This is a genomic window from Pseudomonas sp. NBRC 111132 (assembly GCF_001320565.1).
GTDB classification, from domain to species: domain Bacteria; phylum Pseudomonadota; class Gammaproteobacteria; order Pseudomonadales; family Pseudomonadaceae; genus Aquipseudomonas; species Aquipseudomonas putida_P.
Window position 1 is genome coordinate 31,431 of the sequence record NZ_BCBI01000022.1, and the last position, 12,047, is coordinate 43,477.

Sequence of the window (12,047 nt, forward strand, 5' to 3'; positions counted from 1 at the left end):
GGCCCTTGCACCCTTCGTGGGCATTTTGGCACCACCCTTGCTATTGAACTTCGCAGAGGCCTGCCCAGGCAGCTCGAACACAACGACAAATCCCTCCAAGTGCAGGAGGGTTAGCGATTCAGGTGCCCCACCACCCTGGGAAGGGTGAACCGGCACACTTGAGGAAAATGAGCCATGACGACACGTCAGCCGCTGTACAAATCCCTGTATGTCCAGGTGATCATTGCCATCACCATCGGCATCCTGCTCGGCCACTACTACCCGGAAACGGGCGTCGCCCTCAAACCCCTGGGTGACGGCTTCGTCAAGTTGATCAAGATGGTCATCGCCCCGATCATCTTCTGTACCGTGGTCAGCGGCATCGCCGGCATGCAGAGTATGAAGTCGGTCGGCAAGACTGGCGGCTACGCGCTGCTGTATTTCGAAATCGTCTCCACCATCGCCCTGATCATCGGCCTCGTCGTCGTCAACGTGGTCAAGCCCGGCGCTGGCATGCACATCGACGTCAGCACCCTGAATGCCAGCAGCGTGGCTGCCTATGCCGCCGCCGGCGCGCAGCAGACCACCGTCGGCTTCCTGCTCAACGTCATCCCCAACACCGTGGTCGGCGCCTTCGCCAACGGCGACATCCTGCAAGTGCTGATGTTCTCGGTGCTGTTCGGCTTCGCCCTGCACCGCCTGGGCAGCTACGGCAAGCCGTTGCTGGACATGATCGACCGCTTCGCCCATGTCATGTTCAACATCATCAACATGATCATGAAGCTTGCCCCGATCGGCGCCTTCGGTGCCATGGCCTTCACCATCGGCCAGTACGGCGTTGGCTCGCTGGTGCAGCTGGGCTACCTGATGGCCTGCTTCTACATCACCTGCCTGCTGTTCGTGCTGGTGGTGCTGGGCGGTATCTGCCGTGCCCACGGTTTCAGCGTACTCAAGCTGATCCGCTACATCCGTGAAGAACTGCTGATCGTACTGGGTACTTCGTCCTCGGAGTCGGCCCTGCCACGCATGCTGGCCAAGATGGAGCGCCTGGGCGCGAAGAAGTCGGTGGTGGGCCTGGTCATCCCGACCGGTTACTCGTTCAACCTGGACGGTACCTCGATCTACCTGACCATGGCTGCGGTGTTCATCGCTCAGGCGACCGACACCACCATGGACATCACTCACCAGATCACCCTGCTGCTGGTGCTGTTGGTAGCTTCCAAAGGTGCTGCCGGCGTTACCGGTTCGGGCTTCATCGTCCTGGCCGCAACCCTGTCGGCCGTTGGCCACCTGCCGGTTGCCGGCCTGGCGCTGATCCTCGGCATTGACCGCTTCATGTCCGAAGCCCGCGCCCTGACCAACCTGGTGGGCAACGCCGTTGCTACCGTGGTAGTGGCCAAGTGGGTCAAGGAAATGGACAACGACAAGCTGGCTTCGGAACTGGCTTCCGGTGGTGCGCCGCTGGTCGATGCGCGTCCGACCGACGACCTGGGTGTGGCCGAAGGCCCGGCTCGCTGATCGCGCTGCGGTAAAACGAAAAAGGCGACCCCAGGGTCGCCTTTTTCATGCGCGGTCTTCGCGTCAGGCCAGCACAACCTCCAGCACCCGGATCGAGTCCGGCTGCGGGTAATGCCACCTCACCTGCACGTCCCAGAACCTCACCCCGTAAACCCGCTCGGCCGGAGGTACCTGATAAGCCGGCCGTGGGTCCTGCGCCAGGCATTGCTCGATCAGCTCCACCAGCGGCTCGCCCAGGCGCAAGGCATGCTCGCGGGCCTGGGGCAGGGCGTTGTCGGCCCACTGCACGGCAATTGCCACAGGCGCTGCATTGGCCATCTGGTTGCTGGCGCCAGCGATGCTGTCGGCGTAGGGCACATAGGGTTTGATGTCCAGCACCGGCGTGCCGTCGAGCAAGTCGATGCCTGACAGCAGCAGGCGCCCGGGCTCCACGCCGTCCAGGCGCACCACCGACTGGCCGATACCATTGGGCCGGTGGGTGGCGCGGGTAGCGAACACCCCCATGCTTTTGTTGCCGCCCAGGCGCGGTGGCCGCACCTTCAGGCGCGGCTTGTCCTCCAGGGCCTGGTGGAACAGAAATAGCAACCAGACATGGCTGACCTGCTCCAGGCCCTCGACCGCATCACCCTGGTCGAACGGTGGCAGCAGTTCGAGTACACCACGCGCGGCAGGCGCCAGCTGGGGTTGGCGCGGGATGGCGAACTTCTCCTTGAAACAGGAGCGGACGATGCCGACCGGGGCAACCGTATGCTGCATGGCCACTCAGCCGCGCACGCGCAGGGTCAGGCCCTTCAGGAAGTTGCGCAGCAACTGGTCGCCGCAAGGGCGGTAGTTATCGTGGCCAGCCTTGCGGAACAGTGCGCTGAGCTCAGGCTTGCTGACCGGGAAGTTGACCGACTTGAGGATCGCGTGCAGGTCCTCTTCCTTGAGCTCGAAGGCCACCCGCAGTTTTTTGAGGATCTGGTTATTGGTCACCGGCAGCTCGACCGGCTGCTGCGGGCGGCTGTCGTCCTTGCCACGGCGGTGTATTACCAGGCCGTCGAGAAAGTGCGCCATCACCCGTTCAGGGCAGCGCACGAAGCCTTCCTCTTCTTCTTTTTTCAGGTAGGTGGCCAGCACCAGCGGGTTCACTTCGAGGCCAGAGAGGCCGATGATCTCGGCCATCTTGGCGTCGTTCACCTTGAGCATGTAGCGCAGGCTGCGCAGGACGTCGTTGTGGTTCATTGCTGCAGAATCCTGTTCAGGTGCCGCGCGTTCCAGCGCGGCGCATTGCTTAGAAACGTTCGGTAGTGGCCAGGTAGCGCCATTGGCCCAAAGGCAGCTTGCCCATGGACACGCCACCCAGGCGAATGCGGCGCATGCTTATGAGCTCCAGGCGCAGGTAGGCGCAAAGCTCGGAAATCTGCCCTGGTTGTGGGTTTTTCAACACCATGCGCAGGTGGGTCTCGTTCTGCCAACTGGCCTTGGCCTTGGGCAGCTCGCGGTCATTGCGCGTGGCCCCGCGCGCCAGGCGCTCCAGTGCCTGAGGCGTGGTCTCGCCGCGCACTTCAACGATGAATTCCTGCTCCAGGCGACGCAGGTCCGCCTCGACTTTGCGGGTTACCCGCCAGTCCTGGGTGAACACCTGCAGGCCGCTGGCCCCACGCTCCAGCGGTGCCACGCAGTCCTGCCGGGCAAAATGCCCGTGCAGGGCGCGCACGCCTTCGCGGTGGGCTTCGCTGAGGCTAGCCATGTTCATGCTGGCACGAGCGGTTTCGCTGTCCACGCCGGCCGGCTGATTCAGCAGCAGGGTCACTGGCTCCAGGGTTTCGGCACGGGCGCCCGGCAGCAGCTCGACGCGCTGCTGTTCGACTTTGAACTGCGGCTGCTCGACCACCACGCCATCGACAGTAACCCAGCCTCCTTCAATGTACTGCTCGGCCTCGCGGCGGGAGCAGCCGAGCTGCTCGATGAGGCGTTTGGACAGGCGGACGGGTTCGGACATGGGGCAATTCGCAAGGCAGGGAAAGACCTCCATTGTACCTGCCCGTGCGCGATTGATGATGGGAATCTGTGTCAGATGCGCCATTTTGGACACTTGGCGCGGCACATTCAGGCGCCACCTCAAGGTACGCTTCGCACCAACCTCATGTGCAGCAGAGGGTAGGGCTGGCCCAAGCCATCGGTTTGCGAACGGCCGATGACTTCAAATCCTTCATGCAGGTAGAAGCCCAGCGCTTGCGGGTTTTGTTCGTTGACGTCCAGGCACTCGGCATTCAGTTCGTTGATGGCATAGCGCAGCAGGCGCTTGCCAACACCCTGGCCACGGTGGGTAGGTGCGACGAACAGCATGTCCACCCGCCCGTTGGCGACCCCGGCGAAACCGCAGATCCGTTGGCGGTCCTTGCAGCAAATCAGCATCACTGCGTCGAGGTAGCGGCGCAGCACGTGTTCGCGCAGCAGCAGGATGTAGCTCTCTGGCAGGAAGTCGTGGGTGGCGCGTACCGAATCCTCCCATACCTGTACCAATTCGCTGTAGTCGCACAAGCGCGGGGTTTGCAGCGTCAGTAGCGCAGGCATACCGGTATTCCTCCGTGACGGTAGGGAAAACATAGCAGGCCAACCACCGGTCGGCTGGTTCGCGCAGCGCTTGAAGCTCGGGGTATGGAGGTCTATTAATTAAACGTGGGAAAAAATCCCACGCAAAGAAAAGAAAAGAAAAAACCGAAAGCAGAATTCCTGACTGATTTGGCGTTCTCGTGGCGAAGACCTGGAGACGGACTATGCAAATCCACCTGCTGTTCAAGAAGGCTTTACTCGCGGCTGCCGTAGCGGGCGTGCTGTCGACATCCATTGTCTTGATCCCTGATTCGATTACTCATGGCTCCAGTGCCTACGCCAAAGACGGCGGTGGTGGCGGTGGTGGCCACGGCGGTGGCGGTGGCCATGGAGGTGGCGGCGGAAGCGGCGGCGGCGGAGGTCACGGAGGTGGCGGCGGAAGCGGCGGCGGCGGAGGTCACGGAGGTGGCGGCGGAAGCGGCGGCGGTGGCCACGGTGGTGGCGGCGGAAGCGGCGGCGGTGGCCACGGTGGTGGCGGCGGAAGCGGCGGCGGTGGCCACGGTGGTGGCGGTGGAAGTGGCAGTGGCGGCGGCCACGGCAGTGGAGGCGACGGCGGCGGCCATGCCGGCAACGGCAACAGTGGCAGCGGCCATGATGGCCAGGGCCACGACGGCAACTCGAACTCTGGGCGCAGCAGCAGTCATGCTGAAGCAGGTGACGATCATGGCAATCACGTGGGTGGTGAGCCCGGTGATGATCACGGCAACCACGTTGGCGGTGAGCCCGGTGACGATCATGGCAACCATGTTGGCGGTGAGCCCGGGGATGATCATGGCAATCATGTCGGCGGCGAGCCTGGCGATGATCACGGCAATCATGTTGGTGGTGAACCTGGCGATGATCACGGCAACCATGTGGGTGGCGAACCGGGTGATGACAACAGCAGAAGCTGATTGGCGCTGATTCGAAGCGGCCCGTACAAAACCCAGCGGACGGGTTTTGTATGAGCAGGATTCATATGTCAAGGAATGCGCTCAATGCAATCGCCCGCCTTACCCCCCTCGATGTTAAGCGCGCTGCGGCGTGTCATGCGCCCTTTGGTGCGTTTGATGCTACGCAAGGGGGTGACCTACACGATGTTCGCCGACCTGCTCAAGGAAGTGTTCGTCGAGGTTGCGCATCGCGAGTTTCGTCTGAACGACACCGCACCAAGTGACAGCCGCATCAGCCTGCTTACAGGCGTACATCGTAAAGATGTTCGACGGCTGCGCAGCGAGGGCGATACGGTGCTTGCGGCCCTGCCCGCGAATATCACGCTAGGCGCACAGCTGGTCAGCGTCTGGACTACCACTGCGCCATTCTGTTCCGTACCTGGTCAGGCACTGGCGCTGCCGAGGCTGGCCAGCGTGGGGGGGGATTGCTCATTTGATGCCCTGGTGGCCAAGGTCAGCACCGATATCCGCGGCCGGGTGGTGCTGGATGAATGGTTGCGCCTGGGTGTGGTGCGGCTCGACGAGCAGGATTGCGTTCACCTGCAAGCTCAGGCATTCGTGCCGCAAAAGGGCTTTGATGAAAAAGCCGCCTACTTCGGCCACAACCTGCATGACCATGCCTGCGCAGCAGTGCACAACCTCAGTGACGACGGCCAACCATTTTTTGAACGTAGCGTGCACTACGACGCCCTGAGCCTGGCAAGTGTCGAGCATGTGCGTGAGGTGGTCGCCAAGGATGGCATGCAGACGCTGCTTGCCTTCAGCCACCTTGCAGCCGAGCTGGAAAGCGTCGATGAGCCCAGTGCCGAGCAACGCCAGCGCATCACTGTCGGGCTTTATTTCTACACTGAAGCTACCGATCCCGATTCGTCGAAGACACCCGGCCCATGACTCTTCTTGCGCGCTGCCTCAGTGCTGTCACGTTCGCCCTGGTTTTCGGGTTGAACCTGATAGCGCCTGCCGAGGTGGTTGCGGCGCCGGTGTGTGTCAGCCGGGACGAGGTGGGTATGGCCGGTGCTGCAGGTATGCAGTTTCCCGGCGGCGTGGGCGGTACCGGGGCCAGGGCGGGTGGTGTCGGTGGTACCGGCGCGCCACTCCAGCAACGCCCCGGTGGCACGGGTGGTACTGGGGCGGTGGCGGAAGGTGTGGATGGTACCTACTTCGATCACAGCCACGGTGGGGTAGGCGGTACCGGTGCGCCGATCCAGCGCCCGGGCGGTACGGGCGGCACAGGTATTGTCGGCACTATCACCGGGTTCGCCTCGATCTGCGTCAATGGCATGGAGGTGCACTATGGCAAGGACGTACCGGTGAGTGAAAACGGGGCGCCTGCCAGCAGTGGTCACCTGGCGATCGGGCAAGTGGTGGCGGTGGAGGCGTTCGCCACACAGCGTGGTCTGCAAGCAGGGCGCATTTCGATCCTCAACGTCTTCGAAGGGCCGCTAACGGCGCTGCCCAATGCCTCGGCCCCCCTGCGAGTCATGGGCCAACCTGTGCGGCTTGCCGCTGGCGCGCGAGTGGCTGAAGGGTTGCGCCCGGGCGAGCCCGTGAGGGTCAGCGGCCTGCGCGATGCCCGGGGCGAAGTGGTGGCGACCCGTATCGAACGGGCTCCGGGGTTGAGGGAGGCCAGCGCCATCGGTGCGGTAGATCGTGCTGGCAACCTTCAGGGGTTGAAGCTGGGTACCCGTGTGGCACCTGCACGGGAAGTGCTGGTGCGCGGCCAGTGGACCGGGCGCCAGCTGGAAGTGGCGCAAACCCGCCCCGACCCGAGCCTGCCTTTTGCTGGCCGAGTCCAGCAGGCAGTGGTCGAAGGTTTGGTGCAGCGCACTCAGGCACGGCAACTGGTGGTTGCAGGCATCAATGTGACGTTGGGGCAAGGCACTGTAATTGTTGGCAGGCAGCCTGCGACGTTGGCGCTTGATCAACGTGTGCGGGTAAGCGGGGTACTCAGTGGTACTCACGAGTTGCGGGCAACCCGTGTGGAGTTCCAGGGAGACCGTATCGACAATCCGGACAGAAGCCATTCGGGGCACGATGGCGAGCAGGAAAGGAGCAGCTCCGGCGGCTCCAGCAACAGTGATCATGGCGCAAGCGATGCGACCAGCGTGCGCAATGAAGCCAGTGATGATCACCGTGGGCGCAGTGCCGTTGACGACTCCAGTGGCCATGGCAGCGGGGGTGGCGTGGAAAAATCTGGAAAGTCGGAACACCTCGACGCTGTGGAGCAGGCCGAGCGGAGTAACAGCGGAAGTTCTGATCGGGTGGAAAAGGTCGAAGTCGAAAAGGTCGAGAAGGTCGATAAGGGCGAAAAGGTCGAAAAGCCTGAGAAGGTAGAGAAGGTAGAGAAGGTAGAGAAGGTAGAGAAGGTAGAGAAGGTAGAGAAGGTAGAGAAGGTAGAGAAGGTAGAGAAGGTAGAGAAGGTAGAGAAAGTAGAGAAAGTAGAGAAAGTAGAGAAAGTAGAGAAAGTAGAGAAAGTAGAAAAGGTAGAGAAAGTCGAAAAGCCTGAAAAAGTTGAGAAGGTTGAGAAAGTAGAAAGAGTCGAAAAGGTAGAGAAAGTTGAGCTGCCGGAGAAAGTAGAAAAAATCGAGAAAGTCGAAAAGCCGGAAAAGGTCGAGACTGCCGAAAAAGTCGAGCATCCAGAGCGATCCGGGCGTTAGCCAACTAGGCTGGGTAAGTCCGACCACACTTCCCAAAAGGGTACTGAGGTGCAGATGAGACCAGCGCTCCCTCTTTTCGCTTGCTTGCTGTCATGCACCAGTGCCTCGGCCTTGGCCGATACCTTCAGTGCCGCCATCGGCATGGACTATTCAAGTGGCGACTATGGCACCGGCACCACGTCGGAAATCTGGTACATGCCGGTGGTCGGCAAGTACGAGACCGGCCCTATGACCTACAAGGTAACTGTGCCCTGGTTGCGCATCACCAACCCCGAAGTCGGCCCCAGTGGTGACCCCTTGCCTGGCGGTTGCCGGGACGTGGAAAGCGGGCTAGGCGACACGGTTGCCAGCGCCGGCTATGCGCTGCTCGATGGCAGTGACGGTGGCCTGATGCTGGACCTGATCGGCAAGGTCAAATTCCCCACCGCCGATGAAGACCAGTGCCTGGGCACCGGTGAGTACGACTACACCGCCCAGGTCGACATCACCAAGGGCTTTGGCCTGGTCACCGGGTTCGCCACGCTGGGCTGGAAGAAGTTCGGTGACCCACCCGACAGCAACTTCGACGACCCGGTATTTGCCAGCCTTGGCTTTGCGCTACCCGTGGCTGCGGGCACTTCGGCAGGTGCTTCCTATGATTGGCGGCAAAAAGTGGTCTCGACCGGATCGCAGATCCAGGAACTGACGCTGTTCCTCACCCACAAGCTCAACCAGCAGTGGAAAGTACAACTCTACGCGGTCAAAGGCTTCTCGGATGCCAGCCCGGATGCCGAGGGCGGCCTGATGCTTTTTCACTCGTTCTGACAAAAAAGCCCCTGCGCCGGTAGTTCCTGGTGGGGAATGCCGGGGCAGGGGCTTTTCATGTTTCAGGCGTTTTAGATGGGCTCTGCCCACATGTCGTATTCGTCGGCATCCACGACACGGCAACGCACTTTGTCGCCTGGCTTGAAACCATGGTCACCGTCGATGAACACGCTGCCGTCGATTTCCGGGGCATCGAAGAAGCTGCGGCCAACCGAACCCTGCTCCTCGACTTCGTCGATCAGCACCTCGATTTCCTTACCGATGCGCAGTTGCAGGCGGGCGGTGCTGATGGCTTGTTGGTGGGCCATGAAGCGGTCCCAGCGCTCTTGCTTGATGTCGTCCGGCACTTCTTCCAGGCCCAGGTCGTTGGCCGGGGCGCCTTCCACCGGTGAGTACTGGAAGCAGCCAACGCGGTCGAGCTGGGCCTCGGTCAGCCAGTCCAGCAGGTACTGGAAGTCTTCCTCGGTCTCGCCCGGGAAGCCGACGATGAAGGTAGAGCGGATCACCAGCTCAGGGCACTGCTCGCGCCAGTTCTTGATGCGCGCCAGGGTGCGGTCTTCGAAGGCCGGGCGCTTCATCGACTTGAGCACTTTCGGGCTGGCGTGCTGGAACGGGATGTCCAGATACGGCAGGATCTTGCCGGCGGCCATCAGCGGGATCACGTCGTCCACGTTCGGGTATGGGTACACGTAGTGCAGACGGACCCAGGCGCCCAGGCTGCTCAGCGCTTCGCACAGCTCAAGCATGCGGGTCTTGACCGGGCGGCCATTCCAGAAGTCGGTCTTGTACTTGACGTCGACGCCGTAGGCGCTGGTGTCCTGGGAAATCACCAGGATCTCCTTCACGCCAGCCTTCACCAGGCGCTCGGCCTCGCTCAGCACTTCGCCCACCGGGCGGCTGACCAGCTTGCCGCGCATCGACGGGATGATGCAGAAACTGCAGCTGTGGTTGCAGCCTTCGGAAATTTTCAGGTACGCATAGTGGCGCGGGGTCAGCTTGACACCCTGTGGCGGCACCAGGTCGATCAGTGGGTTGTGGTCCTGACGCGGCGGCACCACTTCGTGCACGGCGTTGACTACCTGCTCGTACTGCTGCGGGCCGGTGACCGACAGCACGCTCGGGTGCACGTCGCGGATGCTGCCTTCTTCTACGCCCATGCAGCCGGTAACGATGACCTTGCCGTTTTCCTTGATCGCTTCGCCGATCACTTCCAGCGACTCGGCCTTGGCGCTGTCGATGAAGCCGCAGGTGTTGACCACCACAACGTCGGCGTCCTCGTAGGTGGGCACGACTTCATAGCCTTCCATGCGCAGCTGGGTCAGGATGCGCTCGGAATCGACCAGGGCTTTTGGGCAACCCAGGCTTACGAAACCTACCTTGGGGGTGGCGGGCGTGGTGGACATGACTAACCTCGGTATTGAATGCAGGTCGCCCGGCCGGAATCGCGGGCGATCTTGACGGGCGCTTTGGGCGCCTCTGATCAAAAAGTGCGCAATTCTAGCGAGCGCAAGAGCGCTTGACCAGCAGAAATACGACGAACGCTGCGCTATGCTTCGCGCCGTTGCGCCAGCGTACCTTCATGGGCCTGGTAGCAGAGTGATTACCAAGGGCCGTGATGGCCGTGTGCGGGAGTGGTCGATGGTTCAGGCAAGCAGTCACGCTGAGGGCGGGCACGAGGGCAAGCAGGGGGCAGCCCGGTCGCTGGGCCTGCTCGTGGCGGCGGTCGGGGTGGTTTATGGCGATATCGGCACCAGCCCGTTGTATACCCTCAAGGAAGTTTTTACCGGCGGTTATGGGGTGCCGGTCAACCATGATGGTGTGCTGGGGATCCTGTCGCTGATCCTGTGGTCGCTGCTGTGGGTGGTTTCGTTCAAGTACGTGATGTTCATCCTGCGCGCCGACAACCAGGGCGAGGGCGGCACCATGGCCCTGACCGCGCTGGCGCGACGGGCCACGGCGGCCTATCCGCGGCTGCGCACGCTGATGGTGATTTGCGGGTTGATCGGCGCTTCGTTGTTTTATGGCGACAGCATGATCACCCCGGCAGTATCGGTGCTGTCGGCAGTGGAGGGCATGGGCCTGGCGTTTGACGGTATCGACCATTGGGTAGTGCCGATTTCGCTGGTGGTACTGGTGGCACTGTTCCTGGTGCAGAAGCACGGTACCGAGACGATCGGCAAACTGTTCGGCCCGATCATGGTCACCTGGTTCGTGGTGCTGGGCGCGCTCGGTGTGCATGGCATCTCGCAGAGCCCGGAAGTGCTCAAGGCCTTCAACCCAGGCTGGGCGGTGAACTTCTTCGTGGTGCACCCCGGCATGGGCGTGGCCATTCTCGGCGCGGTGGTGCTGGCGCTGACCGGTGCCGAGGCGCTGTACGCCGACATGGGGCATTTTGGCCGCAAGCCGATCGCCCGGGCCTGGTTCATCCTGGTGCTACCCGCGCTGGTGCTCAACTATTTCGGCCAGGGTGCACTGCTGCTGCAAAACCCGGAGGCAGCACGTAACCCCTTCTACCTGCTGGCACCGAGCTGGGCGCTGTTGCCGTTGGTCGGGTTGGCCACGATGGCCACGGTGATTGCCTCGCAGGCGGTCATTTCCGGGGCGTTTTCCCTGACTCGCCAGGCCATTCAGCTGGGTTACATCCCGCGCATGCAGATCCAGCACACCTCCAGCGACGAACAGGGGCAGATCTACATTGGCGCGGTGAACTGGACGCTGATGGTGGGTGTTGTGTTGCTGGTGATCGGCTTCGAGTCGTCAGGCGCTCTGGCTGCGGCCTACGGGGTGGCGGTGACCGGTACCATGCTGATGACCACCATCCTGGTGTCGGCGGTGATGCTGCTGCTGTGGAAGTGGCCGCCGGTGCTCGCCGTGCCGCTTCTGATGGGCTTCCTGTTCGTCGACGGGCTGTTCTTCGCCGCCAACGTGCCGAAAATCGTCCAGGGCGGTGCCTTCCCGGTGTTGGCTGGCGGTGTACTGTTCCTGCTGATGAGCACCTGGAAGCGCGGCAAGCAGATTCTGGTGGAGCGCATCGACGAAGGCGCACTGCCGTTACCGCTGTTCATCAGCAGTATCCGCATTCAGCCGCCGCACCGGGTTGAAGGTACGGCGGTATTCCTGACCGCACGTTCCGATGCCGTGCCGCATGCACTGTTGCACAACATGCTGCACAACCAGGTGCTGCACAGCCAGGTTGTGCTGCTGACCGTGGTCAGCGAAGACCAGCCACGGGTGCCAGAGCATGAGCGTTTCGAGGTAGAGGCCTACGGCGACGGATTCTTCCGCGTGTTGCTGCACTTCGGTTTCATGGATGAGCCGGACGTGCCGGCGGCGTTGAAGCTGTGTCATCTGGATGACCTGGACTTCACGCCGATGCGCACCACCTACTTCCTCAGCCGCGAGACGGTGATCGCGTCGCGGCTGGAAGGGATGTCGCGCTGGCGAGGCAACCTGTTTGCGTTCCTGTTGAAGAATGCCAACGGCAACCTGCGCTTCTTCAACCTGCCACTCAACCGAGTGATCGAGCTGGGAACTCAGGTCGAGATCTGAATGCCAAGGG

11 protein-coding genes are annotated in these 12,047 nt (G+C 62.1%); 6 read left to right on the forward strand and 5 right to left on the reverse strand.

Features of this window, described 5'->3' with window-relative positions; translation table 11 throughout:
* Positions 1-174 precede the first annotated feature (174 nt).
* Entirely contained in the window at positions 175-1,497 is a 1,323-nt protein-coding gene (locus tag APH35_RS12830; RefSeq protein ID WP_012273793.1) for a dicarboxylate/amino acid:cation symporter, read from the forward strand.
* 63 nt (positions 1,498-1,560) lie between these two features.
* Here the strand turns inward: APH35_RS12830 and tsaA are convergent, their stop codons facing one another.
* The 4 genes from tsaA to APH35_RS12850 form a co-directional block, all read right to left on the reverse strand.
* Positions 1,561-2,253 carry a tRNA (N6-threonylcarbamoyladenosine(37)-N6)-methyltransferase TrmO gene (gene tsaA, locus APH35_RS12835; RefSeq protein ID WP_060514931.1) on the reverse strand — a complete coding sequence of 231 codons (693 nt, stop codon included), beginning with the start codon at positions 2,251-2,253 and terminating at the stop codon, positions 1,561-1,563.
* Between the two features lie 6 nt (positions 2,254-2,259).
* Positions 2,260-2,721, reverse strand: a complete 462-nt coding sequence (locus APH35_RS12840; RefSeq protein WP_012273791.1) for a DUF1456 family protein — start codon at positions 2,719-2,721, stop codon at positions 2,260-2,262.
* Positions 2,722-2,770: 49 nt separating this feature from the next.
* Complete coding sequence (locus tag APH35_RS12845; protein WP_012273790.1) at positions 2,771-3,481, reverse strand: rRNA pseudouridine synthase; 711 nt, start codon at positions 3,479-3,481, stop codon at positions 2,771-2,773.
* 119 nt (positions 3,482-3,600) lie between these two features.
* Positions 3,601-4,056, reverse strand: coding sequence for a GNAT family N-acetyltransferase (locus tag APH35_RS12850; RefSeq protein ID WP_060514932.1), 456 nt, complete (start codon positions 4,054-4,056; stop codon positions 3,601-3,603).
* Between the two features lie 203 nt (positions 4,057-4,259).
* On the opposite strand from APH35_RS12850, the gene APH35_RS29575 reads away from it, so the two are divergent.
* The 4 genes from APH35_RS29575 (at position 4,260) to APH35_RS12875 (ending at position 8,488) form a co-directional block, all read left to right on the forward strand.
* Positions 4,260-4,988, forward strand: a complete 729-nt coding sequence (locus tag APH35_RS29575) for a hypothetical protein (RefSeq protein WP_374701332.1) — start codon at positions 4,260-4,262, stop codon at positions 4,986-4,988.
* Positions 4,989-5,072: 84 nt separating this feature from the next.
* Positions 5,073-5,918: a DUF6502 family protein gene (locus APH35_RS12860; RefSeq protein ID WP_012273787.1), complete on the forward strand. Its 846-nt coding sequence runs from the start codon at positions 5,073-5,075 to the stop codon at positions 5,916-5,918.
* Positions 5,915-7,684 carry a DUF5666 domain-containing protein gene (locus tag APH35_RS28335; RefSeq protein WP_082425793.1) on the forward strand — a complete coding sequence of 590 codons (1,770 nt, stop codon included), beginning with the start codon at positions 5,915-5,917 and terminating at the stop codon, positions 7,682-7,684. Before APH35_RS12860 ends, APH35_RS28335 begins: the two co-directional genes overlap by 4 nt.
* Before the next feature lie 54 nt (positions 7,685-7,738).
* On the forward strand, positions 7,739-8,488 hold the full coding sequence (locus tag APH35_RS12875) for a hypothetical protein (protein ID WP_060514935.1): 750 nt from the start codon (positions 7,739-7,741) through the stop codon (positions 8,486-8,488).
* A gap of 71 nt (positions 8,489-8,559) precedes the next feature.
* Here the strand turns inward: APH35_RS12875 and rimO are convergent, their stop codons facing one another.
* Positions 8,560-9,891, reverse strand: a complete 1,332-nt coding sequence (rimO, locus tag APH35_RS12880; RefSeq protein ID WP_060492650.1) for a 30S ribosomal protein S12 methylthiotransferase RimO — start codon at positions 9,889-9,891, stop codon at positions 8,560-8,562.
* A 235-nt stretch (positions 9,892-10,126) separates the two neighbouring features.
* On the opposite strand from rimO, the gene APH35_RS12885 reads away from it, so the two are divergent.
* The gene (locus tag APH35_RS12885) at positions 10,127-12,037 is read left to right on the forward strand and encodes a potassium transporter Kup (protein WP_012273783.1); all 1,911 of its coding nucleotides are present in this window, start codon (positions 10,127-10,129) and stop codon (positions 12,035-12,037) included.
* The last annotated feature ends 10 nt before the right edge of the window (positions 12,038-12,047 follow it).

What these genes read in the sequence shown, in the direction of transcription:
- APH35_RS12830 (WP_012273793.1), top strand. Translation starts at nt 175, where the DNA reads ATGACGACACGTCAGCCGCTGTACAAATCCCTGTATGTCCAGGTGATC.
- tsaA (WP_060514931.1), bottom strand. Translation starts at nt 2,253, where the DNA reads ATGCAGCATACGGTTGCCCCGGTCGGCATCGTCCGCTCCTGTTTCAAG.
- APH35_RS12840 (WP_012273791.1), bottom strand. Translation starts at nt 2,721, where the DNA reads ATGAACCACAACGACGTCCTGCGCAGCCTGCGCTACATGCTCAAGGTG.
- APH35_RS12845 (WP_012273790.1), bottom strand. Translation starts at nt 3,481, where the DNA reads ATGTCCGAACCCGTCCGCCTGTCCAAACGCCTCATCGAGCAGCTCGGC.
- APH35_RS12850 (WP_060514932.1), bottom strand. Translation starts at nt 4,056, where the DNA reads ATGCCTGCGCTACTGACGCTGCAAACCCCGCGCTTGTGCGACTACAGC.
- APH35_RS29575 (WP_374701332.1), top strand. Translation starts at nt 4,260, where the DNA reads ATGCAAATCCACCTGCTGTTCAAGAAGGCTTTACTCGCGGCTGCCGTA.
- APH35_RS12860 (WP_012273787.1), top strand. Translation starts at nt 5,073, where the DNA reads ATGCAATCGCCCGCCTTACCCCCCTCGATGTTAAGCGCGCTGCGGCGT.
- APH35_RS28335 (WP_082425793.1), top strand. Translation starts at nt 5,915, where the DNA reads ATGACTCTTCTTGCGCGCTGCCTCAGTGCTGTCACGTTCGCCCTGGTT.
- APH35_RS12875 (WP_060514935.1), top strand. Translation starts at nt 7,739, where the DNA reads ATGAGACCAGCGCTCCCTCTTTTCGCTTGCTTGCTGTCATGCACCAGT.
- rimO (WP_060492650.1), bottom strand. Translation starts at nt 9,891, where the DNA reads ATGTCCACCACGCCCGCCACCCCCAAGGTAGGTTTCGTAAGCCTGGGT.
- APH35_RS12885 (WP_012273783.1), top strand. Translation starts at nt 10,127, where the DNA reads ATGGTTCAGGCAAGCAGTCACGCTGAGGGCGGGCACGAGGGCAAGCAG.